Raw genomic sequence first — 26,828 nt, 5'->3', positions numbered from 1 at the left:
AAGGGCCTCGCCTCACATGGCTGCGCAGACTGTTGCAAGCACCACCGAATCCACCGTGGACCTCGGCCCCGCCGCCGCGCTGAGCTGCCGCGAATGCGGTCACCGCGTCCCCCTCGGTCCGGTCTTCGCGTGCGAGGAGTGTTTCGGCCCGCTGGAGATCGCCTACGACTTCTCGGCCTACGACACCGAAGAGCTCCGCAAGCGCATCGAAGCGGGCCCCGCGAACATCTGGCGCTACGCCCCGCTCCTGCCCGTCCCGGCGGACGTCGCGGACAAGCCGAACATCAACCCCGGCTGGACCAAGCTCGTCCAGGCCGACAACCTCGCGCGTGAGCTCGGCGTCGAGCCCGGCAAGCTCTTCGTCAAGGACGACTCCGGCAACCCGACCCACTCCTTCAAGGACCGGGTCGTCGCCCAGGCCCTGGAGGCCGCCCGCGCCTTCGGCTTCACCACCCTGTCCTGCTCCTCCACCGGCAACCTCGCCGGCGCGGTGGGCGCCGCCGCGGCCCGCGCCGGCTTCCGCTCCTGCGTGTTCATCCCGCACGACCTGGAGCAGGGCAAGGTCGTCATGGCGGCGGTCTACGGCGGCGAACTCGTCGGCATCGAGGGCAACTACGACGACGTGAACCGCTTCTGCTCCGAGCTGATCGGCGACCCGGCGGGCGAGGGCTGGGGCTTCGTCAACGTCAACCTGCGGCCGTACTACGCCGAGGGCTCCAAGACGCTGGCGTACGAGATCTGCGAGCAGCTCGGCTGGCGGCTTCCCGACCAGCTGGTGGTGCCCATCGCCTCCGGGTCGCAGCTCACGAAGATCGACAAGGGGCTCCAGGAGCTGATCAAGCTCGGGCTCGTCGAGGACAAGCCGTACAAGATCTTCGGCGCGCAGGCCGAGGGGTGCTCGCCGGTGTCCGTCGCCTACAAGGCCGGCCACGACGTCGTCCGGCCGCAGAAGCCGAACACCATCGCCAAGTCGCTGGCGATCGGCAACCCGGCGGACGGTCCGTACGTGCTCGACATCGCGCGGCGCACCGGCGGCGCGGTGGAGGACGTGAACGACGAGCAGGTCGTGGACGCGATCAAGCTGCTCGCGCGGACCGAGGGGATCTTCGCGGAGACCGCCGGTGGGGTGACCGTGGGCGTCACGCGCAAGCTGATCGAGAACGGGGTGCTGGACCCGACGCTGACGACTGTCGTCCTCAACACCGGGGACGGTCTCAAGACGTTGGACGCGGTGGCCGGGACGGGGCTCACCGCGACGATCCGTCCCAGCCTGGACTCGTTCCGCGAAGCTGGTCTCGCCTAAGAGTCGTTGTTCGTCTGCGGGGCCGATGGTGGCTGGTCGCGCAGTTCCCCGCGCCCCTTGGTGGGCTGCCCTACTGGAGGTTTCACCGTGAGCGTCAACGTCCGCATCCCCACCATCCTCCGCACCTACACGGGTGGCGCGGCCGAGGTCTCCGCCGAAGGGGGGACCCTCGGGGAGGTCATCGCCGATCTGGAGAAGAACCACACGGGCATCGCGGCCCGCGTTCTCGATGATCAGGGCAAGCTGCGCCGGTTCGTCAACGTGTATGTCAACGACGACGACGTCCGCTTCGAACAGGGTCTTGAGACGGCCACTCCGGACGGTGCCGGAGTGTCCATCATTCCGGCTGTCGCGGGCGGCTGACCGACGGTCAGTACCCGCCGGTAGTAACCGTCGGTAACAGTGATTACCGTGAGTTCATCGAATTGCCCCCTCCGCAAGAGAAGCGGAGGGGGCAATTCAGTGTGGTTGAGCGCGGTACAGTTGGGGAACCGGACCCTGATCCGTTGATCCGGAGCCTTTGATTTCTGCCTTACGCCCGACAAGAAGTAGCCAAAGTGTGCGCCACTTTTGCGGCTTTTGTAACGTTTGCGGGGCCCGATTTGCCCCGGATTCGGGCGAATTCTCATTACATTCCGGGCCGTGTGCGTCCAGAATTCTCGTCCGATTGACCTGTTGCAGACGGCAGTTGGACAGATACATTCAGCCGCGGTCGACGCGTTCCGGCGCACGCCCCCAACCAACTGGGGGGTGAGGTCTGACCCGGATCCGCGAAGTGTGGATCTGTGCAAGGGCCAGTAATAGGGGAGTTAGGCATGGCTCAGGGCACCGTCAAGTGGTTCAACGCGGAGAAGGGGTACGGCTTCATCGCGGTCGACGGTGGTGCGGATGTTTTCGTCCACTACAGCGCGATCCAGATGGACGGATACCGCACCCTGGAAGAGGGTCAGCGGGTCGATTTCGAGATCTCGCAGGGCCAGAAGGGGCCGCAGGCGGACATGGTCCGGCTCGCGGCCGGCTGAGGCACGCGCCGACTGAGCGACGTTCTTCTGCACATCTTCGAAGGGCTCGCACCTCCCGGGGTGCGAGCCCTTCGGCCTGCCCGCGGCACGGCGCGCCCGGTGATCGTCCGCGCGCGACGCGCACCGGTGATCACCTGCGGATCCCTTCGAGTCGCTTGCACTCGCCTAGGCAGAGTGCTAATCATTGGCGTTAGCACTCTGAAGGTGAGAGTGACAACGAAGGACCGGGTCGGTGAGGCCCGCAGGCCGGGTGGGAAGGAACCACGAGGCCGGCGAGCCGTCCGTCGCGGGCGCGGGCGCGGTCCGAAGGAATCACCCCCAGTCCTGGAGGGACCACTTCACATGGCCAAGATCATCGCGTTCGACGAGGAGGCGCGGCGCGGCCTCGAGCGCGGCATGAACCAGCTCGCGGACGCCGTGAAGGTGACGCTCGGCCCCAAGGGCCGCAACGTCGTCCTCGAGAAGAAGTGGGGCGCCCCCACGATCACCAACGATGGTGTCTCCATCGCCAAGGAGATCGAGCTCGAGGACCCGTACGAGAAGATCGGCGCCGAGCTGGTCAAGGAAGTCGCCAAGAAGACGGACGACGTCGCCGGCGACGGTACGACCACCGCCACCGTTCTCGCCCAGGCCCTGGTCAAGGAGGGCCTGCGCAACGTAGCCGCCGGCGCCAACCCGATGGCCCTCAAGCGCGGCATCGAGAAGGCCGTCGAGGCCGTCTCCGGTGCGCTGCTCGAGCAGGCGAAGGATGTCGAGACCAAGGAGCAGATCGCCTCCACGGCCTCCATCTCCGCCGCCGACACCCAGATCGGCGAGCTCATCGCCGAGGCCATGGACAAGGTCGGCAAGGAAGGCGTCATCACGGTCGAGGAGTCCCAGACCTTCGGTCTGGAGCTGGAGCTCACCGAGGGCATGCGCTTCGACAAGGGCTACATCTCGGCGTACTTCGCCACCGACATGGAGCGTATGGAGGCCGTCCTCGACGACCCGTACATCCTGATCGCGAACTCCAAGATCGCCAACGTCAAGGACCTGCTCCCGCTCCTGGAGAAGGTCATGCAGGGCGGCAAGCCGCTGCTGATCATCGCCGAGGACGTCGAGGGCGAGGCTCTGTCGACCCTGGTCGTCAACAAGATCCGCGGCACCTTCAAGTCCGTCGCGGTCAAGGCCCCGGGCTTCGGCGACCGCCGCAAGGCGATGCTGAACGACATCGCCATCCTCACCGGCGGCGAGGTCATCTCCGAGGAGGTCGGTCTCAAGCTCGAGAACACCTCCCTGGACCTCTTGGGCAAGGCCCGCAAGGTCGTCATCACCAAGGACGAGACCACCATCGTCGACGGCGCCGGTTCCTCGGACCAGGTCGCGGGCCGCGTGAACCAGATCCGCGCCGAGATCGAGAACTCCGACTCCGACTACGACCGCGAGAAGCTCCAGGAGCGCCTGGCGAAGCTCGCGGGCGGCGTGGCCGTCATCAAGGCCGGCGCCGCCACCGAGGTGGAGCTCAAGGAGCGCAAGCACCGCATCGAGGACGCCGTCCGCAACGCGAAGGCGGCCGTCGAGGAGGGCATCGTCGCCGGTGGCGGCGTGGCCCTGCTCCAGGCCTCCACGGTCTTCGAGAAGCTGGACCTGGAGGGTGACGAGGCGACCGGCGCCAACGCCGTGAAGCTCGCCCTGGAGGCCCCGCTCAAGCAGATCGCCGTCAACGGCGGCCTTGAGGGCGGTGTCATCGTCGAGAAGGTGCGCAACCTGCCCGTCGGCCACGGCCTGAACGCCGCGACCGGTGAGTACGTCGACATGATCGCCGAGGGCATCATCGACCCGGCGAAGGTGACGCGCTCCGCGCTTCAGAACGCCGCGTCGATCGCCGCGCTGTTCCTCACCACCGAGGCCGTCATCGCCGACAAGCCGGAGAAGTCCGCGGCCCCGGCCGGCGGCGGCATGCCGGGCGGTGACATGGACTTCTGATCGACCTGACGGTTGATCACCTGTCCTTCGGACCGAGGGCGGTACCTCCTGCTGACGCGGGGGGTGCCGCCCTCGGGCGTTTCAGCTGCTGCGGCCGACTTTCAGCACGTGAACCGTGACGGAGCCGTCAGAACTCGTTCATGGCGTGGTGTTCCCACACCACCGCGTACGTCACGAGGCGGCCTCCCGGCGGTCCTCATCCTCCAGCTGAGCCATGAATGCGTCGTGCTCCACGGGAGGGCCGGACGGAGTCGCCTCACGGGCTCGCACTTCGGCGATGTCCGCCTCGTCGCGCAGCCGTTGCAGTTCTTCCAGTTCGCTTATGGGGATGAGTGCGGCGGCAGGCTTGCCGTACTCGGTGATCAGAATCTGCTCCTGGCCGTGCCGGACCCTGCCCACCAGTTGACCGAGCCTGTTGCGGGCTTCCAGCAGTGGATACGTCTCCATGGCCAAACTGTACACTCCTGCGGGTGTGTGCGCTGTGTGCGCTGTGTGCACTTCGGGGTCTGCGCTCGCGGTTCATCGTGTTGTCGGCGACCACGCAGGACCGCTCCAGTTCACCGGCCTGTATCAGCGCACGCTTCGTCATACGGTCATTGTCCGAGCACGCGCCTCATCGTGTCGGGGAAGTCGGTGGTGAAGCCGTCCGCGCGCAGATCGCGCAGTCGGCGGGCCTGCTGCGGGGCGTTCACCGTGTACGGCCACACCTTCAGCGGCTTGCCGTGCGGGCCCTTGAGCGCGTGCGCCCGGCGCACGAACTCCGCGGTGGCGGAGGTGTGTTCGGGGTTGACCGCGTCGACGTACTTCGCGTACGACGCCAGCTTGCCCGCCGACGCCCCCTCGTCGCAGATGCCCAGCCTGATGTCCGGCCGCTCCCTGCGGACGGTCTTCAGCGCGGCGGGCAGGAAGCTGATCACGTACAGCCGGTTGTGGACGTGGCGCGCGTCCAGCCAGCCCTTCCGGCCGAGGACCCGCAGGGTGTCCTGGACGACGCCGGGGAAGGCGCCCGGCCACTTCAACTCCAGCAGCAGACCTTGGTTGTTGCGGTCGAGCCGGTCGAGGAGCTGTCCGAGGGTGGGGATGCGGGCCGCTTCGTAGCGGGAGCCCTTCCAGCGGGCGGAGGATCCGGCGCGCAACCTGCTCAACTCCGCGTAGGTGAAGTCGCCCACCTTCCAGGGAGCCCGGTGCGGGAAGACCTTCTCGGCGTCGGTCGTACGGACGAGGTCCTGGTCGTGCATGAGCACCAGGACACCGTCCTTGCTGCGCTGCACGTCCACCTCGACCCAGTCGATGCCCGCGCGGTCGGCCCGGTCGACGGCTTCCAGGGTGTTCTCGGGGGCCAGCCCGGCGGCTCCGCGATGACCGATGACGAGCGGCGCCGCGGGATCCGCGTGGGCGGCGGGCGCGAGCAGCGACACGGACAGGGACACGGCCAGGGCGAGGGCGGCGGACGTCGTGGCGGTCGTGGCGTAGGGGCGTGTGGGCATGGCTGTGGCGCCTTTCACGGCTCGGAGGGCGGTTTCCACCACGAGCTTCGGGGGAGCCGCGACCCCGTGCCCAGTGGTGCTGCGCCGTGCGGGAAGGCGCGGAAATCATGGGAAACGCTCAGGGAAACGTCGGCGAACAGATCGCGAACGGCCGGGGCGTGCCGCGGGATGTGGGGAGTGGACGCGAACGGCCGGCGCGGACGTGCGCGGGATCTGCCGACGCGGGAGTGCGGGATCTGCCGGCGCGGGCGTGCGCGGGATCACAGGACGGGGCGGCCCGAGCAGGAATGCGGGGCGCGTCCGAGCCGGTTGAAGCGTTCAGAGGCACTGAATGCATGTGCACATACCGCTTGGTCCACCGTTGTGAGGAGCCCCCACGTGAGCGCCACCCCGCGCACTTCCACCCGCGCCGCCGAGATCCTCTCCCGGCCGGTCGCCATCAACGGCCTGACCGTCCCCAACCGCATCGCCATGGCGCCGATGACGCGCATGTTCTCCCCGGGCGGCGTACCCGGCGACGACGTCGTCTCGTACTACGCCCGTCGTGCCGCCGCCGGCGTCGGTCTGATCGTCACCGAGGGGACGTACGTCGGGCACGACTCCGCGGGGCAGAGCGACCGCGTGCCCCGGTTCCACGGGGAGGAGCAGCTCGCGGGGTGGGCGAAGGTCGCCGAGGCCGTGAGCGCGGCGGGCGGGACGATCGTCCCGCAGCTGTGGCACATCGGGATGGTGCGCAAGCAGGGCGAGCCGCCCTACGCGGACGCACCCGCCGTCGGCCCCTCCGGCATCCGCGTCGACGGCTCCGAGGTCACCGGCAAGGCGATGACCCAGCGTGACCTGGACGACGTCATCGGCGCGTTCGCCCAGGCCGCGGCCGCCGCCGAGCGCATCGGCTTCCACGGCGTGGAGATCCACGGCGCCCACGGCTACCTCGTCGACCAGTTCCTGTGGGCGCACACGAACCGCCGCACCGACGCCTACGGCGGCGACCCGGTGGCCCGCACGAAGTTCGCCGCCGAGATCGTGGCCGCCGTCCGGGAGACCGTCTCGCCGGGCTTCCCGATCATCTTCCGCTACTCGCAGTGGAAGCAGGAGGCGTACGACGCGCGTCTCGCCGAGACCCCGGAGGAGCTGGAGGCCGTCCTCGCGCCGCTCGCCGCGGCCGGCGTCGACGCCTTCCACGCCTCGACGCGCCGCTACTGGCTGCCGGAGTTCGACGACTCCGACCTCAACCTCGCGGGCTGGACGAAGAAGCTCACCGGCCGGCCCGCCATCACCGTCGGCTCGGTGGGTCTCGACGGCGACTTCATCAAGGGGTTCCAGGGCGAGGGTTCCCCGGTCAAGGGCATCGACGACCTCCTCGACCGCCTGGAGCGCGACGAGTTCGACCTGGTGGCCGTCGGCCGGGCCCTGCTCCAGGACCCGGAGTGGGCGGCGAAGGTCCTCGACGGCCGCTTCGCGGACCTGGCGGCCTACGACGCGGCGGCGCTGCGCTCGCTGAGCTGAGCGGATCCGCCGGCCGGCCGGGGGAGGCGGTTGTCCGCTCCCCCCGGCCCTTCTGTCGGCTTCGCACTGGCCATCCGTTGCTCTCGCTCTGGGCCTGAACTGGCCTTTTGCAGGCGGCTGTCACCCACACGAGGGGTGATGGCCGCCTTCGGCGCTTCCCGGCGCTGCCGCTGCCGCCGGCGGGTCGGCAGTGGGGGCTGGCGCTAGAGGTTGCCGAGGGGTTCGATGTCGGTTTTCACCGGGGTGCCCCAGATGCGCAGCACCTCGTAGTCGGTGAACTCGTGCACCAGGCGGTAGGCCATCGCGGGGCGGGAGCCGCGGCGCAGGGCGGCGAGGTAGAGCTCGGCCTCGCGGCGGTCCCGGCGGGGGGTGCCGCACAGCTGCCATTCCTGTCCGTTCCACAGCTCGCAGAGCCAGCGCTGCTGGGGCTGGGGGCGGTCGGCGCGGGTGCCGTAGCGGGAGGGGGCGGAGGCGGCCGGGTTCTGGGTGTGCGGGGCGGGGCCGTTGAACTCGGCGCGGCGGGCCGCGCGGCGGCGGGTCTCGCAGAGCAGGCAGCGGTCGGGGGCGGCCTCGTCTACGGGGCCGTTGGGGTGCTCGGCGCAGCGGGTGGCGGGCGGGGCGGTGACGTTCTCGTCCAGCAGTTCCAGGGCGCGGCGCAGGTCCGCCTTGACCTCGTGGAGCTTGGCGTCCGAGGTGTCCCCGGTGAGCGCCTCGCCGTGCTCACCGAGGAGGCGGAGGGCACGGCCCAGATGAGTGAGCTGGGCGTGGTTCATGGCGGGCGGCTCCGGGTTCTGCTGCTGCGGGCGGGGCTTGGCGGGGCGTGGCTGGGGGGCTGGGCTCGTAGGACCACCGTCGCACATGTCGTCGCCGGGGTGGCCTGTGGTCTGTGCTCGGTGGCCCGTGGCGATGAGGGGTCGGTCCTCACCGGCGCGCCACGGTGAGGTGGAAGGGGTATCGGATCGCGCCGAAGTTCCACCTGATGGCGCGCATATTGTTGACAGTTTTGCCGACGATTGACGGTGTCGCGGCGATCGATGGCGGGGGCCGCAGGTAGGGAGTCAGGCGGTGGCTTTCGCGTGGTCGGTGACGCCGAAGAGGTAGGTCGCCGCGAAGCCGACGGCGTAGCCCGTCAGCAGTCCGCCCGCGTAGATCGCGAGCAGGGGACCCCAGCCCCGGTTCCCGGCCAGCAGCGGGAACAGGGCCCAGCCGGACGGGCCGATCGCCGTCGCGCCCACCCGGTCGCCGAGCATCGCGAAGAAACCGACGAAGGCCCCGCCGGCCGCCCCGCCCGCGCAGGCCGTGAGGAAGGGGCGGCCAAGGGGGAGGGAGACGCCGTAGATCAGGGGTTCGCCGACGCCCAGCAGACCTGCCGGGAGCGCCGAGCGGATCGTCGTACGCAAGGAGGTGTCGTGGCGCAGTCGGACGTAGACGGCGAGGCACGCGCCGACCTGGCCCGCGCCCGCCATCGCCAGGATCGGGAGGAGGACGGTGTAACCCTGCTGCTCGATGAGGGTGGTGTGGACGGGGATGAGGGCCTGGTGCAGGCCCAGCATCACCAGCGGCAGGAACAGCCCGCCGAGGACGAGGCCGGCGAACGCGCCCGTCGTCGCGAGCAGCCAGTCCGCGGCCGTGCCGATCGCCGTGGACACCGCGCCGGCCGCCCACATCAGGCCGTACAGGGTGGCGAGGCCCGCGACGAGGACGGTCAGGGTGGGGGTGAGGAGCACGTCCAGGGTGTCGGGGACCCGGCCGCGGCACCACTTCTCGACATGCGTCGCCAGCAGGGCTGCGGCCAGCGCGCCGAGGACGCCGCCCTGGCCGGGGGAGAGCGTCACGCCGAACACGGTGAGCTTCGCGACGCCCGGATAGACGACGATCGCGGCCACCGCGCCGCCGAGCACCGGCGTGCCGCCGAACTCCTTCGCCGTGTTGAGGCCGACGAAGACGGCGATCAGCGCCATGAACCCGGAGGCGACGGCGGCCAGCGCGGGCGTCAGCCACGGGAGCCGACCGGCGTTCACCAGCAGCCCGTTGACGCCCGCGACGATCCCGCAGCCGATGAGGGCGGGGATGAGGGGCACGAAGACGTTCGCGAGGCGGCGCAGGGCCGACTTGAGGGGGGTGGCGTTGCGCCGCCGTCGCTCCTCCCTCAACCGGTCGCCCAGAGCGGCGAGTTCACCGGCGGTGGAGGTGGACGGGGCGAGCAGCGTCTCGAAGGCCGCCGTCACCTTCGCCACCGTCCCCGGGCCCAGCACCACCTGGTAGGAGCCGTCGTCCACGACGGTCCCGAGGACGCCGGGCAGCGAGCGCAGCGCCTCCTCGTCCACCCGGGACGGGTCGGTCAGGCCCAGCCGCAGCCGGGTCATGCAGTGGGCGACGGAGGCGACGTTGGCCGCGCCGCCCACGAGGGGCAGGATCGCGGCGGCGGTGGCGGTGGGGTCGATGCGCACTAACCGAGAGTGCGGCTCAACTCCCCGCCGCGGCGAGCGCGGCGCGCAGATGGCCGCCGGACTCCTCCAGAAGGCGGGCGGCCGAGGGGCCGTCGACCCCGGCGAGCAGGACCAGGATCGCGTGCTTCACCTCTCCGCCGGTCGCGGTGAGGGCGTCGTCCACCTCCTCGTCGGCGGCTCCCGTGGCGAGGGAGACGATCCGTCGGGAGCGGGCGCGCAGCTTGTCGTTGGAGGCGCGCACGTCGACCATCAGGTTCCCGTACGTCTTGCCGAGCCGGATCATCGTGATCGTCGAGAGCATGTTCAGCACCAGTTTCTGGGCCGTGCCCGCCTTCAGCCGGGTGGATCCGGTGAGCAGCTCCGGTCCGACGACCACCTCGATGCCGTGCTCGGCCGCCGCGGCCAGCGCGCTGCCCGGGTTGCAGGCCAGCCCGACGGTGAGGGCGCCCCGGGAGCGGGCGTACTCGACGGCGCCGAGCGCGTACGGCGTGCGCCCGGAGGCGGAGACGCCGACCACCGTGTCGTCGGGGGTGAGCGCGAGGGCCGTCAGGTCCGCCTCGGCCAGCTCGCGCGAGTCCTCCGCACCCTCGACCGAGCTGACCATCGCCTCCGGGCCGCCGGCGATCAGTCCGACGACCTGTCCCGGGGCGGTGTCGAAGGTCGGCGGGCACTCGGAGGCGTCGAGCACGCCGAGCCGTCCGGCGGTCCCGGCGCCGGCGTAGACCAGGCGTCCGCCGCGCGCCATCCGTTCGGCCACGGCGTCGACGGCGGCGGCGATCTCGGGGAGCCGCGCGGCCACGGCGGCGGGCACGGTGACGTCCTCACCGTTCATCAGACGGGCGATGTCGAGGGTGGGAAGCCGGTCGATCTCGGCCAGCTCGGGGCGGAACGCCTCCGTGGTGAGGGAGTCGAGCTGGGAGAGGAGATCGTGCCGGGCACGGGGGGCGGGGGGTGGTGAGGCGGAGGTCATGGAACGGCTCTTTCGGTGCGGGTGGAGCCCGGGGTCTCCGGGGTGCCGGGGGTGCCGGGGGGCGGGCGGTTCGGCCTCGGCCAGGGGCGAGGACGAACACCTCTCCGGTTTACCGGTGCCGGTGCGCCAGCGCCTCGTACGACGCGGCCAGAGCGGGCGCCGCGTTGTCGTAGGTGCGCTGCGCCACCCCGACGAACAGGCAGTCCACCACCAGCAGCTGGCTCGTCCGGGAGGCCATCGCGGCGGGCCGCAGCTCGCTCTCCCGGGACGTCGCCGTGGTCAGCACATGGTCGGCGTACTGGGTCACGGCCCCGCCCGGCCGGCCGGTGATCGCCACCGTCGTCGCCCCGCGTTCGAACGCCGCCCGCAGCGGCTCGATGACGTCCCCCGTGGCTCCCGAGTGGGTGATCGCCACGGCGACGTCGCCCGCCCGCAGTTGCACCGCGTTCGTCACCGCGAGATGCGGATCGCTGTGGGCGTGGGCCATCAGCCCGATCCGCAGCAGCTTCTGCACCAGGTCCTGGGCGACCAGCCCGGACGCCCCGACGCCGTAGACGTCGGTGCGGCGCGCCCCGGCCACCGCCGCCACGGCCGCGCCGAGTTGACCGGTGTCGAGTCCGGCGGCGGTGTCGGCGAGGGTCTGCCGCTCCTCCTGGGCGAGCTTGGCCACGACGTCCGGGAGCGGGTCGTCGACGGCGATGTCGGTGGTGATGGCCGGCGCGCGGCCGGACTGCTGGTGCGCGGCGAGGCCGGCGAGGGCGAGTCGCAGGTCGCGGTAGCCGGGGTAGCCGAGGAGACGGGCGGTGCGCACGACGGTGGCCTCGCTGGTGCCGGTGCGTTCGGCGAGGGCGGTGACGGTGAGGGCCGCGCAGCCGGCGGGGTCGTTCGCGACGGCTTCGGCGACGCGTTGCACGGAGCGGGTCATGGACGGGGCGAGCGTGCGGACCTTGGCGGCGAGTGCGCCGCCGAAGATTTCCTTCACATCGCGGGTCACGCGTGAAAGGTATTTTCGGTTCGGTGTCACGGTCAAGAGATGCGCACAATGGGGGCATGGACCCCTCCGGCAACCCCGTCAGCCCCCTGGAACAGGCCTTGCACGCCGCGCGCGCCCTGGTGCTCGCCGATCTCGCCGCGGGCGACGTCGCGGCGGCGGACGTGGTGTCGCTGGTCGAGGACTCCGTCAGGGAGCGGCGCTGGTGGGTCGAGCAGTGGCCGGACGGCGCGCCGTTCGTCGCCGGGCTGGTCGCGCAGGACGTCCAGGACGCGCTGCTGGACCGGTACGGGCGCTGGCCGCTGTGCCCGGTGTGCGGCACCGGCGACCCGCACGCCCTCGACGTCGAGCCCGAACTCGGGCCGGATCCTCACTGGGTGTGCCACAAGGCGGGCGTGAAGGTCGCGGCGGTGGGGGCATTGGGCGCGGCGACCGGCGGGACGCCGTCCTCGTGAGGTGCTGGTGACGATCTACATCGATCCGCCGAGCTGGCCCGGACACGGCCGGATGTGGTCCCACCTCGTCAGCGACCTCTCCTACGACGAACTGCACGTGTTCGCGGAGGGGTTGGGCGTGCCGCGACGCGCGTTCGAACGGGACCACTACGACCTTCCCTCGCACCGCTACGGGGACGCGGTCGCGGCCGGCGCGGTCGAGGTCAGCAGCCGCGAGGTGGTGCGCCTGCTGACGGCGTCGGGGTTGCGCCGGCCGAAGGGGCGGCCGGCTTAGGGGGCGGCCGGCCTGGGCGCTGGTCGGTCTAGGCGCGGTTGCGGAGGTACAGCAGCAGCGCGGTGTCCGTCGTCGCGTCGTGCTCCAGCTCCGCCCGTACGAACCCGGCGCGGCACAGCACCCGTTGTGACGCGGTGTTCGTCTCCTCGACCGTCGCGCACAGCGTGCGCACGTCCTCCCGGGCCAGCGCCCAGGCGGCGAGGGCGTTCACCGCCTCGGTCGCGTAGCCGTGTCCGCGGGCGGTCTCGACGAGGTCGTAGCCGATCTCCGCGCGACCCTCCTCGTCGGGGGCCCCGTGGAAGGCGATGCTGCCGACGGCGCGTCCGTCGTCCCGCCGGACGAGCGCGAACATCCCGAACTCGGGCCGGTACAACCCGGCGGAGTGCGCCGCCGTCACCATCCCGGAGACGTCCCGGGTCCCCGGAAACGGCCCGTCCCCGAGCCACACGAACCCACCGTCCCCGCCCGCTTCCAGGTCGGCGGCGGTATGGGGGGTGATGCCTTCGAGGGTGAGTCGGCGGGCGGGGATGTGGAGCGGGCCGCCGGAGGCGGACGCCGAGCCGCCCCGCATGCGCACGCTCGGCGACGAGGTCCGGGCCGCTCTCGCCGGCGGCTGTCCGCTCACGGAGCGTGATCCTTCCTGTAGAGGGATGTGCTGCGACGCTACTCCGGGCGGGGTCACCCCGTCAGCAGTTCCAGTTCCGCGCGCAGGTTGTACCGGGCCGTCGGCTCCCAGTGCTCCGTGCCGTGCGGGGTGCGGAACAGGCGTGGCAGATCGAGGAGTTGGCGCAGGATCGCCGCGCGGCCCTCGCGGAAGGCGTCGTTCGGGACGAAGTGGTACTCCTCGCGGACGGCGGCCGTGTACGCGGCGTACGCGGACGGCGGCGCGGCCAGGATCGCGAGGTCGGCGTCGCACAGCACCTGCCCGTCGCGGTCGTCGTCGGCCGGGTCGTGGGTGACGGTGAGCCGGACCAGGCGGGCCACCTCGGCGGTCTTCGCCTCCGGCAGGCCGGCCTCGGGGAGGGCCCGCTCGGCGAGACGGGCCGAGCGCTCCTCGTTCTCGGAGCGGTCGGGGAGGTAGACCGCGTCGTGGAACCAGGCGGCGAGACGGACGACGTCCGGGTCGTCGGCGTGCTCCGCGAGCTCGTCGACGTGGTCGAGGACGGCGGTGAGGTGCGCGAGCGTGTGGTAGCGGCGGCGCGGCTCCCGCCAGCGGGCGAGGAGGTCGTCGGCGTAGGGGAGGGGGTCCGGGCCGGGGGCGGTGCCGCGGGCTCCTTCGAGGGCGAGGACGAAGCGGGCGCGGAGGGCGTCGAGGTCGTCTGCGGTGGCTGGGGCGTCGCGGTCGTCGGCCAAAGGGGTCATGGAAGTCATTCTTCCGTGGCCGGTCCCGGCGCGCGTGGGGGTGAGTCCCGGGGTGTGCGGGGGTGAGTCCCGGGGTGTGCGGGCGTACCCTTAAATTGGACTAGACCTGTATCCGCCCGCCTGTGAACGCCGAGACGCCGACGAATGGGGACCCATGAGCAAGCGTGCAGTCCTGGAGGTGATCGCCCTCGACGCCGAGGACGCGGTCGCCGCCCAGGCCGGAGGCGCGGACCGCCTCGAACTGGTCGCCGACATGGCCGCCGACGGGCTCACCCCGCCCGTGCGGGCCTTCGCCGGGATCCGCGCCGCCGTCGACATCGACCTGCGCGTGATGCTGCGCCTGACCGACGGCTTCGCCGCCGGCGGCCCCGAGGGCGTCGACCGGCTGGTCCGGGCCGCCGGGGAGCTGAGGGCGGCCGGGGCGCGCGAGTTCGTGCTCGGCTTCCTCGACGCGGACGGGGGAGTGGACCTGCGGGCGGTGGAGAGCGTCGTCGCGGAGCTGGACGGCTGCCGGTGGACCTTCCATCGCGCCCTCGACCACGCCGCCGACCGTGACGCCGTGCGCAAGCAGCTGGAAGGGCTCCCGGGCCTGGACACCTACCTCACGGCCGGCTCCCCCGCCGGCGTCGACGAGGGCCTGCCCACCCTCCTCGCGGAGGCCGCCCGCGCCGGCGAACAGGGCTACGAGCAGCGCCTCCTCGTCGGCGGAGGCCTACGCCTCGACCACGTACCCACCCTGCGCTCCGCAGGAGTCGACGCCTTCCACATCGGCGGAGCGGCCCGCCCCGGCGGCTGGGCGGAGCCGGTGTCACCGACGGCGGTGGCGAAGTGGCGCACCACACTGGACGACCCCGACCCGAACCGTCCTGGCTGACGGCTGTCACGCGCCGCCCCGGCCGTCCCGCCTGGCGATCGGCATGCGCCACCCCGCTAGCCGGCCGGCCGGCGTCGCCCCGCCTGACGGCCGGCCCGCGCCGCCCCGGCCGCCAGCCGACCCGCGCCACCCCGACCGGCAGCCGCCCCGCGTCCTCCCGCGCCCCTGTCTAACCCAGCTGGGGCGGCAGCGGTGTCATGTGGGTGACGATCAGGCCCGACACCGCTCGGGTCAGGGCTACGTACAGGCGGCGCAGGCCGGTGCGTTCGTCCGGTTCGCCGTCGACCACCGCCTGGGGTTCGTCCAGGACCACGTAGTCGTACTCCAGGCCCTTGGCGAGGGAGGCGGGGACCAGGGTCAGGCGGGTGTCGCGGGTGGTTTCCTCGCCGGGGGTCAGACGGCCGATGCCCGCCGCGTCGAGCGCCTCGGCCAGGGCCGGGATGCGGGCGTCCGCCGCGATCAAACCCGTCGAGCCCTCGTTGCGCAGCAACTCCTCGCAGGCGGCGATCACTTCACCGTCTCCCGAGGCCGCGCGGAGCGCGAAGAAGCCGGGGTTCTCACGGACCGAGGCGACCGGCGTCAGGCCCGGCGCGATGTGCGGGAGCAGCCGGGACGCGTACGCGATGACGTCCGTCGGGACGCGGAAACCGGCCGTCAACTCCTCCACCGCCGCCTCGGGTTTGCCGAGGTGGGAGAGGGCCTCCTGCCAACTCCGGGTCGCCCAGGGCGTGGTGCCCTGCGCCAGGTCGCCCAGCACGGTCGCGCTGCCGGTGGAGCAGCGGCGGCCCACGGCCCGGTACTGCATCGGGGAGAGGTCCTGCGCCTCGTCCAGCACCACATGGCCCAGCGAGTGCGTGCGCTCCACGAGGTCGCGCGCCTCGTCGACCAGCACCGCGTCCGCCGTCGACCACTTCGCCGACTTCACCGAGCGGACCGGCTTCGCCCACAGGATCGTCTTCTGCTCCTCCTCCGTGAGGACGCCCTCCGCGTGCGCGGCGAGGAAGTCCGCGTCGGTCAGCAGGCGCAGCACCAGCTTCGCCGGGTCGACGGGCGGCCACACCGCCTTCACCGCCGCCTTGACCGCGCTGTTGCGGGCCACCGCGTCCTGCACCCGGTCGTCCGGGGCCTCCCCGGCCCGCTCCATCTGCACCAGCACCGCGTGCGCCACGCGCTGCGGCAGGGCCTCGCGGGCGGCGCCGTAGCGGATGTCCCGAGCGAGCAACTCCCGGACGATCTCCTCCAGTTCGTACGCGGGCACCCGCCAGCGGCGGGAGCCGCGCACCACGACCACCTGCTCGGCCGGCATGGTCACGTGGGAGTACACGGCCCGGCGGAGCACCCGCGCCATCCGGGCGTCGCCCTTGACCACGGCCGCCGCCGCCTCGTCGGAGCCCCGCACCTCCACATGTGCGACCAGGTCCTCCACCGTGGCCTGACGAACAGTCAACTCACCCAGCGCTGGCAGCACTTGCTCGATGTAGTGGAGGAAGGACCGGTTCGGCCCGATGACCAGCGTCCCGGTGCGCGCCAGCCGCTCACGGTGGGCGTAGAGGAGGTAGGCGACGCGGTGCAGACCGACGGCGGTCTTCCCGGTCCCCGGCCCGCCCTGCACGCACACGCTGCCCGACAGGCCCGACCGTACGATCTCGTCCTGCTCGGGCTGGATCGTCGCCACGATGTCGCGCATCGGGCCCACGCGCGGCCGCTCGATCTCCTGCTGGAGCAGCTTGCTGACGGCCGCCGCCTCGGCCGGGTCGGAGAGGTGCTCGTCCTCGTACGCGGTGAGGTCGCCGCCCGTGTAACCGAAGCGGCGGCGCAGCCCGACGTCCATCGGGTCCTTCTTCGAGGCCCGGTAGAACGGCTGCGAGACCGGCGCACGCCAGTCGATCACCATCGGGTCGCCGTCGTGGTCGTGGACGTGCCGGCGCCCGATGTAGAAGCGTTCCCCTTCCGCGCCCTCCGCCTGCTCGGCGCCGGGGGCGTGCAGATAGTCCAGGCGGCCGAAGAACAACGGGGTCTCGCTGAGGTCGGCGAGCGCCTTGATGCGCTCGTCGATCTGGCGGGACAGCACCTCGGCGTTGACCCAGTTCGCGGTGACGTCGCTGATGTCGAGGGCCTCGACGTCCTCACGCATGGCGCGCAGCGCGGAGCGGGAGGCGCCCAGGTGGGCGCGCTCGCGGCCGAGGGGGTCGTCGGGGGAGTCCGGCGCGGGTGCGGAGCCATGGGCGGGTGCGGCGGGCGTGGACAAGGGGGTGCCTCCGGAGGGACCTGCGGGAAGGGCGCTGCGGGTGCCGTCCGGTTACCGGCCGGACGGCGGCGCTCCCTGAGGGAGGCGGGCAAGAGCGGAGATTCTAGGGGAGCGGCGTCGGCCGAGGCCAACGAATTTCCGCCGAGGCCGACGCAGCTCCGCCGAGGCCGCCAGGCTCCGTCCCCTAGGGGACACCGCCCTCCTCCCCGGGGGGAGGGCGTCCCTCCCGAGGCGTACGAACGGGTTGCGCGGTTTCGGACCGCAGACCGATGCCGCCCTTGTGCCCCCGATTCATCATGGAGACATGAGTGCAGCAACCATTCACCCAGCCCACGCCCCGGCCGGCGCGACCCCCCTCGCCGGGGCCCACCGCCACCCCCTCGGCGACGCCCTGCGCGCGGTGAAGGTCTTCGCCGGCGCCGCCTTCGACGTGATCATCCTCGGCGAGTACGGCGAGGAGGCCGGCGTCCGCCGCAAGTAGGCGTCAGCCCCCCCCGCACGTAAGCGTCAGCCCCCCGCACGTAAGCGTCAGCCCCGGCACGCAGGCGTCAGCTCTCCGCGAGCAGCTCGTCCGCGTCCACGATCCGGTACGCGTACCCCTGTTCCGCCAGGAACCGCTGACGGTGGGCGGCGAAGTCCTGGTCGATGGTGTCGCGGGCCACGACCGAGTAGAAGTGGGCCTGATGGCCGTCCGCCTTCGGGCGCAGGACCCGGCCGAGCCGCTGTGCCTCCTCCTGCCGCGACCCGAAGGTGCCCGACACCTGGATGGCGACCGTCGCCTCCGGAAGGTCGATCGAGAAGTTCGCGACCTTCGACACGACCAGTACGCTGATCTCGCCCTCCCGGAAGGCGTCGAAGAGCCGCTCCCGCTGCGCGTTCGAGGTCTCGCCCTTGATCACGGGCGCGTCCAGATGCTCGCCCAGCTCGTCCAGCTGGTCGATGTACTGCCCGATGACGAGGATCTGCTGCCCGGCGAAACGCCGCACCAGCGCCTCCGTCACCTTCCGCTTCGTCGCGGTCGTCGCGCAGAAGCGGTACTTCTCCTCCGTCTCGGCGGTCGCGTACGCGAGCCGCTCCGAGTCGGTCAGGTTCACCCGCACCTCGACGCAGTCCGCCGGCGCGATGTAGCCCTGCGCCTCGATCTCCTTCCACGGCGCGTCGAACCGCTTCGGACCGATCAGCGAGAACACGTCCGACTCACGGCCGTCCTCCCGCACGAGCGTCGCCGTCAGACCCAGCCGCCGCCGCGCCTGGAGGTCGGCGGTGAACTTGAAGACGGGGGCCGGCAGCAGATGCACCTCGTCGTAGACGATCAGGCCCCAGTCCCGGGAGTCGAACAGCTCCAGATGCGGGTAGACGCCCTTCCGCCGCGTCGTCAGCACCTGGTACGTGGCGATGGTGACGGGCCGGATCTCCTTCTTCGTGCCGCTGTACTCGCCGATCTCGTCCTCGGTCAGCGAGGTCCGCTTCACCAGCTCGTGCTTCCACTGCCGGGCCGAGACCGTGTTGGTGACGAGGATCAGCGTCGTCGACCTCGCCTGCGCCATCGCCCCCGCGCCGACCAGCGTCTTGCCCGCGCCGCAGGGCAGGACCACGACGCCGCTCCCGCCGTGCCAGAAGTTCTCCACCGCCTGCTTCTGGTACGGCCGCAGCGCCCACCCGTCCTCGGCGAGCTCGATCGGGTGCGCCTCGCCGTCGACGTACCCCGCGAGGTCCTCGGCCGGCCAGCCCAGCTTCAGCAGCGTCTGCTTGATCTGGCCGCGCTCGGAGGGGTGCACCACGACCGAGTCCGGGTCGATGCGGGCGCCGACCAGCGGCGCGATCCGCTTCGAGCGCAGGATCTCCTCCAGGACCGGGCGGTCGGTGGTGGTCAGGACCAGCCCGTGCGCCGGATGCTTGCTGAGCGTCAGCCGGCCGTAGCGGTCCATCGTCTCCGCGACGTCCACGAGCAGCGCGTGCGGCACCGGGTAGCGGCTGTACTGCACCAGCGCGTCCACGACCTGCTCGGCGTCGTGCCCGGCCGCGCGCGCGTTCCACAGGCCGAGCGGGGTCAGCCGGTAGGTGTGGATGTGCTCGGGCGCCCGCTCCAGCTCCGCGAAGGGCGCGATGGCACGACGGCAGTCGTCGGCCTGCTCGTGGTCGACCTCCAGGAGCAGGGTCTTGTCCGACTGGACGATCAGCGGTCCGTTCACGTACGCGCACATCCCTTCCGCACGGCCAAACGTCCAGTGTGCCCCATCCCGCGCGCAACCCCGAGCCCCTCTCGGCGGTCTTTCCTCGGGAGGCCGCGCAGCGCGCGCGGCCCGGTGAGGAGCTTGCGGTGACTTCCGTACGCATCTGGGGACCCGGCGTCGGCGCGGTGGTGGTGCTGGTGGCGACGGGGACGTGGGCACGCGGGTCGGGCGGCGCGGGCGTGGACGCCGGGCTGTGGGACTCCGTGCGGCCCGCCATCGAGGAGCGGCTGGTGGCGCAGGCGCGAGGGGAGGGGGACGGGGACGGGGACGGGCTCGGCGAGAGCGAGCCGGCGCTCCGGGCGCGGTGGTTCTGCCGGGCCGAGGCGCTCGAACTGGCCGAGGACGACACCCGCGTGCGGGCCGGCGTCAACACGCTGTGCGTGGAGTACGGGGTGCGGGAGAAGGCCCTTCAGGAGTGCGGGGGCGCGCGGTATCCGCAGGTGCTGCGGCTGGAGCGGGACGGGGTTGGTGGCGGGTACCGGGTCGTGGCCCAGGAGGGGCCGCCGGACGGGGCGGGGTATGGGGCGTGGGTGAAGTCCCGCTTCGGGGGGCTTGCGGAGGCTGCGGCGGACGGTGCGTTGTCGGCGGGGCCGTTGGAGAGGGCGGCGCGCGCTCACTTCGGGCTGTCGGCGGATGCTCCTGTGGGGGACTGCTGAGGGCTTTCGTTCGTCTGCGGCGGCGCTGTGGCTGGTCGCGCAGTTCCCCGCGCCCCTAGGTGGGCTGCCCTCGCCCGTGTTTTCCAGCCACGCCCCTTAGGGGGTTGCCCCGACCTGTGCTTACTAGTCGTCCGCCAGTTCTGCCACCCCCGTGATGCGGTGCAGGGGGTAGGTGCGGACCTCGTCCGCCGTGTGGTCGTAGGCCGTCACGAAGCCGCCCTCCACGCGTACCGGGGCGATGACGCGCTGGCTGGCGGTGCCCTCGGCGTTGACGTAGCCGATCCACAGGGCCTCGCCGGTGAGGACGGCGGCCTGCATGGTGGCGAGGGTGTCGGCGGAGCTGGTGCGGGGGAGTTCGCCGGGGGCCAGCGGAGCGGCGTCCGGCGTCTTGCGCGGAGCCGTCGAGGCCAGGTCGCCGGCGCGGATCGCGCGGATCGCGGCGGCGAGAAGCGTGGCGTCCGGGACGGGCGGCCCCTCCGGCACCGGCACCGGAGCCGTACGGGGCGGAGTGCGGTGGGCGTGCGCCCGGGTGATCACGACGTCCCCCTCCGCGGACTCCGCGGCCGGCGCGTACCCCATCGCGCGCAGCCCCTCCAGCAGCGTCGCCGGGTCGGCCTGCCCCGCCGCCACCGTCGGCGCGAGCCGGCGCAGCCGCAGGCCGGCGGCGCGCTTGTCGGCGAGGATCTCGTTCAGCAGCGCGTCGTCGTCGCAGCGGACGTAGGCGGAGGCCGCGCCCACGCGCAGATGGCCGTGCCTGCGCGCCACGTCGTCGATCAGGTACGTGAGCGGCTGCGGGACCGGCGTACGGGAGTGCGCGGCGAGGAAGGCGTGCAGGTCGGACGCGGCCTGGCCGGAGTCCAGGGCACGGCGTACCGAGGCGGGCGTGAAGCGGTAGACGGTCGCGCCGCCCTTCGACTCCACGTCGGCGAGGACGCTCAGCATGTCGGCGAGCGGACGGTGCAGCGGGCCGGGGGCGACGGCGGTCAGGTCGGCCTGGAGCAGCACATGGTCCAGCGGCTCCGGCAGCAGCGGGGCGAGCAGCCTGGCCGCGCCGACGGCGGCCACGGCCGACTCGTGCGGGCCGGACTCCGCCCCCGCCCCGAGCAGCGCCCGCCCGTGCGCCGACAGCGCGCCCCGGCCGGTCACGCCCAGCAGCTCCGCCTCGGTGAGGGTCCAGCGGGCGAGCCGGGAGCGGAGGTCGTCGTCGGGTCGCGGCCGCTGAGCGGCGGCGTGCGGCGACTGAGGGCCCGCCGTCTGCGGTGCGTGCGTGCCCTGCGCGGTGCGCAGCGGACGCTCCCAGCGCAGCCGGGCGAGCACCGTCTCCGCGTCCGGCGCGCCGCCCTCGGGCAGCTCCGCCAGCAGCGTCAGCACCCGGCGTCGCACCTCGGGCGCGGCCGACCGGTCCAGGCCCGGTCCCAGCGCCGACAGCGTCCGGTCCTTCGCGTCCCGGCCGCCCACCACACCGGAGGTCCGCGTCGCCGTCAGCCATGCCTCCGCCAGCTGCGCCCACCGCTCGGCGGGCGGACGCTCCCGCCACTCGTCGTACTCCGGGGTCGCCGCGTACCGCTCGTCCGCCTCGCCGTCCGACGCGATCAGCCCTGCCGCGTACGCGAGTTCCACCCAGAACGCGGCGACGGGCTCGGCGGCGTCGAGGGCGACGGCCGTGCGCTTCAGGTCGCGCACGCTCAGTCCGCCCGCCCGCAGCACGGAGGGCCCGCCCTCGTCCCAGTCCTTCAGCAGTTCCTCGACCGTCGCCAGCGCCGTGTACGCCTGCCCGGCCGCCGTCGCGTCCACCACCTGTGGACGGTGGACCACGGCCGGCTCCACGGCGGGCGGCGCCGGCTCCACCGCGCGGTGGGCGCGGCCCGCCCGCAGATGCAGGGCCACCTCGCGCGGCAGCACGACCGTGCCGGGCGAGGTCGGCAGCAGCAGACCGCGGTCAAGCAGCCAGCGCAGCCGGTACGCCGGATCCGCCGTCACCTGCCCGTACGGCGGCCCCCACACCAGCCGGTCCAGCACTTCGAGGGAGTCCGCCGGGGCCTGGGCCAGCAGCGCCTTCATCCTTCTTCGCGTGCCGAAGAGCGAGGTCAGCGCGACGACCGCCGACACGGAGTCGTGCGTCGACGGCAGCCCGGCCGCCGCGACGATCTCCTGGATCCGGCCCGGCGACATCCCCGCGGTGGCCTCCTGCACGGACGGGCCGAGCCCCGTCGGGGACGGGTGCTGCGGGGACGGCGCGAGCAGCTCCCGCGCGGTGCGCACCAGACGGAGCCGGTCGTCGCCGCCCCAGACCAGGGCCTGCTCACGCAGCGCGGCGACGGCCCCCGGCAGCGCCTCGGCGACGGCCTCGCCGGCGCTTCCCTTGGCGTCCCCGGCCATCAGCCCCAGCAGTTCGTCGTACGTCGCCGGGTCCCCGGCCACCGCGAGCGCCTCCGCGGTCTGGAGGGCGAACCGGTCCAGCCGCTCCAGCGCGCGGACCACCGAGGCGCGGGTGCCGGCGCGGGTCGCGAGCTGGGTGAGATCGGTGGGGACGGGGGTGATGAGGTCGGGGCGCCGGCGCAGGAGGGCGGCCAGGGAGTCGTCGTCCCTGCCGCGGAGGGCCTCCGCGAGGGACCGGGGGGCCGGGGGGTCCTCGGTGCTCATCTGACCCACGTTAGCGGGTGCCTCCGGCGGTTGAGCCGAGCTCGTGAGGTGAACCGGGGTTCGCTGGGGATGCCGCCCCGGGCCCCGGCTTCGGCCTCCGGGTGGTGCCGGTCCCTGGGGGCTGCCGCCCCCAGACCCCCGCTTCGGCCCCTGAGGGGCCTCGTCCTCAAACGCCGGACGGGCTGATTGTGGGCCTGCGTCGAGAAGTGCCGTCGGTCTGGTCTTCTGGTCGCGATAGCGTCTGTTCTCGTGGGGATCGAGAGCGACCAGGTCGTCTACGAGTTTCTGAGTCGGGTCGGGGACGTGGCCCAGCAGCGGCAGTTGTCGTCGGCCACGCGCATGCGGCTCGTGTCGGAGCTGCGGAACGAGATCGACAAACGGCGGGCCAGGTCTCCCGTCGACTCTCCCGCCGCCGTCCGCCGCATCCTCGGCCGCCTCGGCAGCCCGGACGAGATCGTCGCCGCCGCGGCCGGGGGCGTCCCGACCGCGCCGTCGGAGCCCGCCGCCCCCTCCGTGCCCGCACAGCGGGACCGTGAGGGCGGGGCGGAGCGGCCCAAGGGATTCCGTCGCGCCGTACCGCGGCCCCGGTCGAAGCCCGAGGCGACGCCCGCGCCGACGGACGTGCCGTCCCCGCCCCACCGCGCCGGCGCGCACGAACTCGGCGACGCCGTCGAGTCCCCGGACTGGTGGCGGCGCGAGCCGAACCCCTTCGGGCTCGACGACGAGGTGCCCGGTTTCGTGGGCGGCGTCGAGATCCCGGACATGCTCAAGCCCCCGCCCCCGCCTCCGCCGAAGGTGACGGAGGAGGACCAGGTCGTCGACGAGAGCGGGAGCGAGGGGGAGGGGGCGGCGTCCGGGCGCGGGCGTCGGCTGGGCCTCTTGCTGCGGGGCGGCCGTTGGGCCAACCCCCTGCTCCTGCTCGCCGCCGGCTGCCTCGTCGCCGGCGCGGTGCTCGGGAGCTGGCTCGCGCTGATCGTGGGCTGGCTCATCGCCTACGCCTCACGCCGGCTGACCGAGCGGGAGACGAAGTGGGCGGTCATGGTTCTGCCGGGGCTCGCGGTCACCGCCGGTGTGGTGTGGCTGTGGGGGCGTACGGCGGGCCGCTGGGGCGCGCCGATCCCCGAGGGCCACATGAACGAGGCGGTCGACGAGACCCTCCCGTGGGTGGTGAGAGGCGCGGCCGTGGCATCGGCCCTGTTCCTGGTCTGGCGCTCACAGAGGCAGAAGTAGCTTTCAGCCCGTCTGGGGGCGCTCCCTCTGGGGGAGTTTGAGGACGAGGCCCGTTCAGGGCCGAAGCGGGGGTCCGGGGGCGGCAGCCCCCGGGATGGGAGGGGTAGGGGCGGCGGGGGCGAAAATAGCCCCCATGACCCCCACCTCCACCCCTACCCTCACCGTCGGCTTCGACCTCGACATGACCCTCATCGACTCCCGCCCCGGCATCCACGCCTGCTATACCGAGCTCTCCCGGCGCACCGGCCGCCACATAGACGCCGACCTCGTCGTCACCCGCCTGGGCCCCCCGCTCGCCGACGAGCTGGTCAACTGGTTCCCGGCCGACGAGGTCGAGGCCGTCGGGGACCTGTACCGCGAGATCTACCCCACCGTCGCCATCACCGCCACGCCCGCGATGACCGGCGCCCGGGAGGCGATGGCGGCGGTGCGCGCCGCGGGCGGGAAGACGCTCGTCGTCACCGCCAAGTACGAGCCGAACGCCGCGCTGCACCTCGCCCACCTCGGCATCGAGCCCGACGCGCTCGTCGGCGACCTGTGGGCCGAGCAGAAGGCGGCGGCCCTGCGCGAGCACGGCGCGCACGTCTACGTCGGCGACCACGTCGGAGACGTCCGGGGCGCACGGGCCGCCGGGGCGCTCTCCGTCGCCGTGGCCACCGGCCCGTGCGACGCGCGGGAACTGAAGGCCGCGGGCGCGGACGTCGTCCTCGCGGACCTCACGGAGTTCCCCGCCTGGCTGGCCGAATACAGCGCCCGCCCCTACCGGCCCGCGCGCGCCTGACGGCGTCCCGCCGCGATCGAGCGGAGCACGCCCGCGGCGGCGAGCAGGAAGCCGACGCCCATGAGCATGCTCAATCCGAACATGTATGTAGGAAAAGGCGTCGTCCCGAGGAACAGCGGGGCCACCGTGACGAGAGTGGCCACCGCGCCGATGAAGAACACGATGACGCCGGCACGGATCAGTCGGTCGCCGGGCGCGGCGGAATTCGTTTGGGTTTTGTCACGCACCGGACCAGGGTAGTTCCCAGCGCGAAGGAACAACCGGGCGACGTCTTGTCAGCCGCCCGAAGACCATTAGCCTTGGTACCGGCGGGTCATGGTCGACCCGCTGTAGTGCTATCAAGAGCCGTTTTCAGAAGCAGTTTTCCGACGAGTACGAGGACGAGGACAGACGTGCCTACCGGCAAGGTCAAGTGGTTCAACAGCGAGAAGGGCTTCGGCTTTCTCTCCCGCGACGACGGCGGTGACGTCTTCGTCCATTCCTCGGTCCTCCCCGCCGGAGTCGAGACACTGAAGCCGGGTCAGCGCGTGGAGTTCGGCGTCGTGGCCGGACAGCGCGGCGACCAGGCCCTTTCGGTCGTCGTTCTCGACCCGACCCCGTCGGTCGCCGCCGCGACCCGTAAGAAGCCGGACGAACTGGCCTCCATCGTCCAGGACTTGACGACTCTCCTGGAGAACATCACCCCGATGCTGGAGAAGGGCCGCTACCCCGAGAAGACCTCCGGCAAGAAGATCGCCGGCCTGCTCCGCGCGGTCGCCGACCAGCTGGACGTGTGAGCCGGGTTCACGGAAAGGACAGCGCGTCCGGGCCGAGGGGCGGTACCAGCCCCTCGGCCGCCGCGCGTGTGAGCAGCCCGCGTACGGCGGCGTAGCCGTCCTCGCCGAGGTCGGCCGTGAACTCGTTGACGTACAGGCCGATGTGCTGGTCGGCGACGGCCGGGTCCATCTCCTGGGCGTGCTCCATGACGTACGGGCGGGAGACCTCGGGCGCGTTCCACGCGGCTCGCACTGATGTGCGGATGGAGTCGGCGAGGCGGGTCAGCGCGGCCGGTCCCAGCGCGCGCTTCGCGATGATCGCGCCGAGCGGGATCGGCAGCCCCGTGGTGTCCTCCCAGTGCTCGCCCATGTCGGCGAGCCTGTGCAGCCCGTAGTTCTGGTACGTGAAGCGGGCCTCGTGGATGACCAGTCCGGCGTCGACCTTGCCGTCCCGCACGGCCGGCATGATCTCGTGGAACGGCATGACGACGATCTCGCCGACCCCGCCGGGCACGGTGTCCGCCGCCCACAGGCGGAACAGCAGGTACGCCGTCGACCTCTCGCTCGGCACGGCGACCGTGCGGCCGGTGAGGTCGACGCCCGGCTCCCGCGTGAGCACCAGCGGCCCGCAGCCCCGGCCCAGCGCGCCGCCGCACGGCAGCAGCGCGTACGTGTCGAGGACGTACGGCAGCACCGCGTACGACACCTTCAGCACGTCGTGCTCGCCGCGCTCGGCCATGCCGTTGGTGACGTCGATGTCCGCGAACGTCACGTCGAGCGCGGGCGCGCCGGCGACGCGGCCGTGGGCGAGGGCGTCGAAGACGAAGGTGTCGTTCGGGCAGGGCGAGTACGCGATCCGCAGCGCGTCCGCGTCACCGGTCGTGGTCATGTGGATTCCAACTCTCCAGGACGGGTGTGAGCTTCCCGAAGGCCGTGGCCAGGGCGTTCAGGGCGTCGCCGATGCGCCAGGCGGCGCGGTCGCGGGGGCCGACGGGGTTGGAGACCGCGCGGATCTCCAGCACCGGGGTGCCGTGCGCGGCGGCGGCCTCGGCGACCCCGAAGCCCTCCATGGCCTCCGCGAGGGCGCGGGGGTGGCGGGCGCGCAGGGCGGCGGCGCGGGCGGCGGTGCCGGTGACGGTGGAGACGGTCAGGACGGTGCCGGCGCGCGCGCCGGTGGCCGCCGAGACCTGCCGTACGAGGCCGACGGGCGGGCGGTGTGTGACGGCGCCGAAGCCCAGGTCGGTGACCGGCAGGAAGCCGTCGGCGGTCTCGGCGCCGAGGTCGGCGGCGGTGATCTCGTCGGCGACGACGAGGGAGCCGACGGGCGCGCCGCTCTCGTCCGGCGCTCCTGTGGGCGGCGTGAAGCCGCCGGCGATCCCGGCGGAGACGACGAGGTCGTACGGGGCGGCGTCGAGGGCGGCGGCGGTCAGGGCGCCGGCGGTGGAGGCGGCGGCGAGGGCGGGGCCCACGCCGGCGGCCAGCAGGTCGACGGTCAGCGCTCCCGCCGGCATCCGCAGCAGGCTGGCCCCGGGCAGCCGCACCTCGCGGCCCGGCCCGGCGAACGCCGGCGCCACCGCGTCCCGCTCCACGGGGACCGCGGTGGCCACCAGCACGCGTCGTCC

26 protein-coding genes and 1 pseudogene are annotated in these 26,828 nt (G+C 72.6%); 13 read left to right on the top strand and 14 right to left on the bottom strand.

Annotated features, from left to right (window positions below):
* Nucleotides 1-16: 16 nt before the first annotated feature.
* The 4 genes from thrC (at nucleotide 17) to groL (ending at nucleotide 4,290) form a co-directional block, all read left to right on the top strand.
* Nucleotides 17-1,303: a threonine synthase gene (gene thrC, locus ACFYX4_RS11755; protein ID WP_389329820.1), complete on the top strand. Its 1,287-nt coding sequence runs from the start codon at nucleotides 17-19 to the stop codon at nucleotides 1,301-1,303.
* An 87-nt stretch (nucleotides 1,304-1,390) separates the two neighbouring features.
* Nucleotides 1,391-1,666 carry a MoaD/ThiS family protein gene (locus tag ACFYX4_RS11750; protein WP_389329818.1) on the top strand — a complete coding sequence of 92 codons (276 nt, stop codon included), beginning with the start codon at nucleotides 1,391-1,393 and terminating at the stop codon, nucleotides 1,664-1,666.
* Nucleotides 1,667-2,118: 452 nt separating this feature from the next.
* Nucleotides 2,119-2,325 carry a cold-shock protein gene (locus ACFYX4_RS11745; protein WP_016436693.1) on the top strand — a complete coding sequence of 69 codons (207 nt, stop codon included), beginning with the start codon at nucleotides 2,119-2,121 and terminating at the stop codon, nucleotides 2,323-2,325.
* Nucleotides 2,326-2,667: 342 nt separating this feature from the next.
* Nucleotides 2,668-4,290 carry a chaperonin GroEL gene (gene groL, locus ACFYX4_RS11740; RefSeq protein WP_389329814.1) on the top strand — a complete coding sequence of 541 codons (1,623 nt, stop codon included), beginning with the start codon at nucleotides 2,668-2,670 and terminating at the stop codon, nucleotides 4,288-4,290.
* Nucleotides 4,291-4,461: 171 nt separating this feature from the next.
* On the opposite strand, the gene ACFYX4_RS11735 is transcribed toward groL, so the two are convergent.
* Together ACFYX4_RS11735 and ACFYX4_RS11730 are read right to left on the bottom strand one after the other, a co-directional pair.
* Nucleotides 4,462-4,737, bottom strand: coding sequence for a type II toxin-antitoxin system Phd/YefM family antitoxin (locus tag ACFYX4_RS11735; RefSeq protein ID WP_389329811.1), 276 nt, complete (start codon nucleotides 4,735-4,737; stop codon nucleotides 4,462-4,464).
* Between the two features lie 146 nt (nucleotides 4,738-4,883).
* Entirely contained in the window at nucleotides 4,884-5,777 is an 894-nt protein-coding gene (locus ACFYX4_RS11730; protein WP_389329808.1) for a glycerophosphodiester phosphodiesterase, read from the bottom strand.
* 378 nt (nucleotides 5,778-6,155) lie between these two features.
* On the opposite strand from ACFYX4_RS11730, the gene ACFYX4_RS11725 reads away from it, so the two are divergent.
* Nucleotides 6,156-7,283, top strand: coding sequence for an NADH:flavin oxidoreductase (locus tag ACFYX4_RS11725; protein WP_389329805.1), 1,128 nt, complete (start codon nucleotides 6,156-6,158; stop codon nucleotides 7,281-7,283).
* A gap of 203 nt (nucleotides 7,284-7,486) precedes the next feature.
* Here ACFYX4_RS11725 and ACFYX4_RS11720 read toward each other — a convergent pair whose 3' ends face one another.
* From ACFYX4_RS11720 to ACFYX4_RS11705, 4 genes are all read right to left on the bottom strand, one after another.
* Nucleotides 7,487-8,056 (bottom strand): hypothetical protein, encoded by a 570-nt coding sequence (locus ACFYX4_RS11720; protein WP_389329802.1) that lies wholly within the window; start codon nucleotides 8,054-8,056, stop codon nucleotides 7,487-7,489.
* A gap of 285 nt (nucleotides 8,057-8,341) precedes the next feature.
* On the bottom strand, nucleotides 8,342-9,733 hold the full coding sequence (locus ACFYX4_RS11715) for a PTS transporter subunit EIIC (protein ID WP_389329799.1): 1,392 nt from the start codon (nucleotides 9,731-9,733) through the stop codon (nucleotides 8,342-8,344).
* 16 nt (nucleotides 9,734-9,749) lie between these two features.
* Complete coding sequence (murQ, locus tag ACFYX4_RS11710) at nucleotides 9,750-10,703, bottom strand: N-acetylmuramic acid 6-phosphate etherase (protein ID WP_389329796.1); 954 nt, start codon at nucleotides 10,701-10,703, stop codon at nucleotides 9,750-9,752.
* 109 nt (nucleotides 10,704-10,812) lie between these two features.
* Nucleotides 10,813-11,697 carry a MurR/RpiR family transcriptional regulator gene (locus ACFYX4_RS11705; protein WP_389329794.1) on the bottom strand — a complete coding sequence of 295 codons (885 nt, stop codon included), beginning with the start codon at nucleotides 11,695-11,697 and terminating at the stop codon, nucleotides 10,813-10,815.
* A gap of 56 nt (nucleotides 11,698-11,753) precedes the next feature.
* Here ACFYX4_RS11705 and ACFYX4_RS11700 point away from each other — a divergent pair, with 56 nt between their 5' ends.
* Both ACFYX4_RS11700 and ACFYX4_RS11695 read left to right on the top strand, forming a co-directional pair.
* On the top strand, nucleotides 11,754-12,149 hold the full coding sequence (locus ACFYX4_RS11700) for a hypothetical protein (RefSeq protein WP_389329791.1): 396 nt from the start codon (nucleotides 11,754-11,756) through the stop codon (nucleotides 12,147-12,149).
* Nucleotides 12,150-12,156: 7 nt separating this feature from the next.
* Nucleotides 12,157-12,423, top strand: coding sequence for a DUF4031 domain-containing protein (locus ACFYX4_RS11695; RefSeq protein ID WP_389329788.1), 267 nt, complete (start codon nucleotides 12,157-12,159; stop codon nucleotides 12,421-12,423).
* A gap of 28 nt (nucleotides 12,424-12,451) precedes the next feature.
* On the opposite strand, the pseudogene ACFYX4_RS11690 reads toward ACFYX4_RS11695, so the two are convergent.
* Nucleotides 12,452-12,958 (bottom strand): annotated as a pseudogene (locus ACFYX4_RS11690) (GNAT family N-acetyltransferase); the annotation flags it as partial.
* A gap of 143 nt (nucleotides 12,959-13,101) precedes the next feature.
* Nucleotides 13,102-13,785 carry a hypothetical protein gene (locus ACFYX4_RS11685; RefSeq protein WP_389329785.1) on the bottom strand — a complete coding sequence of 228 codons (684 nt, stop codon included), beginning with the start codon at nucleotides 13,783-13,785 and terminating at the stop codon, nucleotides 13,102-13,104.
* Nucleotides 13,786-13,939: 154 nt separating this feature from the next.
* On the opposite strand from ACFYX4_RS11685, the gene ACFYX4_RS11680 reads away from it, so the two are divergent.
* Nucleotides 13,940-14,659 carry a copper homeostasis protein CutC gene (locus ACFYX4_RS11680; RefSeq protein WP_389329782.1) on the top strand — a complete coding sequence of 240 codons (720 nt, stop codon included), beginning with the start codon at nucleotides 13,940-13,942 and terminating at the stop codon, nucleotides 14,657-14,659.
* A gap of 169 nt (nucleotides 14,660-14,828) precedes the next feature.
* Here ACFYX4_RS11680 and ACFYX4_RS11675 read toward each other — a convergent pair whose 3' ends face one another.
* On the bottom strand, nucleotides 14,829-16,907 hold the full coding sequence (locus ACFYX4_RS11675; RefSeq protein ID WP_389329779.1) for a HelD family protein: 2,079 nt from the start codon (nucleotides 16,905-16,907) through the stop codon (nucleotides 14,829-14,831).
* Between the two features lie 304 nt (nucleotides 16,908-17,211).
* On the opposite strand from ACFYX4_RS11675, the gene ACFYX4_RS11670 reads away from it, so the two are divergent.
* The gene (locus ACFYX4_RS11670; RefSeq protein WP_389329776.1) at nucleotides 17,212-17,388 is read left to right on the top strand and encodes a hypothetical protein; all 177 of its coding nucleotides are present in this window, start codon (nucleotides 17,212-17,214) and stop codon (nucleotides 17,386-17,388) included.
* 67 nt (nucleotides 17,389-17,455) lie between these two features.
* Here ACFYX4_RS11670 and ACFYX4_RS11665 read toward each other — a convergent pair whose 3' ends face one another.
* Nucleotides 17,456-19,099 carry a DNA repair helicase XPB gene (locus ACFYX4_RS11665; RefSeq protein WP_389329773.1) on the bottom strand — a complete coding sequence of 548 codons (1,644 nt, stop codon included), beginning with the start codon at nucleotides 19,097-19,099 and terminating at the stop codon, nucleotides 17,456-17,458.
* A 128-nt stretch (nucleotides 19,100-19,227) separates the two neighbouring features.
* Between ACFYX4_RS11665 and ACFYX4_RS11660 the strand changes: the two genes are divergently transcribed.
* Nucleotides 19,228-19,797, top strand: a complete 570-nt coding sequence (locus ACFYX4_RS11660; RefSeq protein WP_389329770.1) for a hypothetical protein — start codon at nucleotides 19,228-19,230, stop codon at nucleotides 19,795-19,797.
* Nucleotides 19,798-19,920: 123 nt separating this feature from the next.
* Here the strand turns inward: ACFYX4_RS11660 and ACFYX4_RS11655 are convergent, their stop codons facing one another.
* Nucleotides 19,921-22,440, bottom strand: coding sequence for a helicase-associated domain-containing protein (locus tag ACFYX4_RS11655; RefSeq protein ID WP_389329767.1), 2,520 nt, complete (start codon nucleotides 22,438-22,440; stop codon nucleotides 19,921-19,923).
* 249 nt (nucleotides 22,441-22,689) lie between these two features.
* Between ACFYX4_RS11655 and ACFYX4_RS11650 the strand changes: the two genes are divergently transcribed.
* A complete protein-coding gene (locus ACFYX4_RS11650) occupies nucleotides 22,690-23,670 on the top strand; it encodes a hypothetical protein (protein ID WP_389329764.1) in 981 nt (326 codons plus the stop codon).
* Nucleotides 23,671-23,803: 133 nt separating this feature from the next.
* On the top strand, nucleotides 23,804-24,451 hold the full coding sequence (locus ACFYX4_RS11645) for an HAD family hydrolase (protein ID WP_389329761.1): 648 nt from the start codon (nucleotides 23,804-23,806) through the stop codon (nucleotides 24,449-24,451).
* Here the strand turns inward: ACFYX4_RS11645 and ACFYX4_RS11640 are convergent.
* Nucleotides 24,430-24,678 (bottom strand): hypothetical protein, encoded by a 249-nt coding sequence (locus ACFYX4_RS11640; RefSeq protein WP_389329758.1) that lies wholly within the window; start codon nucleotides 24,676-24,678, stop codon nucleotides 24,430-24,432. The two genes, ACFYX4_RS11645 and ACFYX4_RS11640, sit on opposite strands and share 22 nt — an antisense overlap.
* Nucleotides 24,679-24,843: 165 nt before the next feature.
* Here ACFYX4_RS11640 and ACFYX4_RS11635 point away from each other — a divergent pair, with 165 nt between their 5' ends.
* On the top strand, nucleotides 24,844-25,227 hold the full coding sequence (locus ACFYX4_RS11635; protein WP_389329755.1) for a cold-shock protein: 384 nt from the start codon (nucleotides 24,844-24,846) through the stop codon (nucleotides 25,225-25,227).
* A 7-nt stretch (nucleotides 25,228-25,234) separates the two neighbouring features.
* Here the strand turns inward: ACFYX4_RS11635 and ACFYX4_RS11630 are convergent, their stop codons facing one another.
* Nucleotides 25,235-26,095, bottom strand: coding sequence for a 1,4-dihydroxy-6-naphthoate synthase (locus tag ACFYX4_RS11630; protein WP_389329752.1), 861 nt, complete (start codon nucleotides 26,093-26,095; stop codon nucleotides 25,235-25,237).
* The gene (locus ACFYX4_RS11625; protein ID WP_389330252.1) at nucleotides 26,079-26,813 is read right to left on the bottom strand and encodes a futalosine hydrolase; all 735 of its coding nucleotides are present in this window, start codon (nucleotides 26,811-26,813) and stop codon (nucleotides 26,079-26,081) included. The genes ACFYX4_RS11630 and ACFYX4_RS11625 overlap by 17 nt, the downstream gene beginning before the upstream one ends.
* Nucleotides 26,814-26,828: the final 15 nt, after the last annotated feature.

This window comes from Streptomyces sp. NPDC002328, assembly GCF_042890065.1.
In the GTDB taxonomy this organism is placed as follows: Bacteria; Actinomycetota; Actinomycetes; order Streptomycetales; family Streptomycetaceae; genus Streptomyces.
Note: the sequence above shows the minus strand (reverse complement) of the source record. Positions and strands in the feature narration are given on the sequence as shown.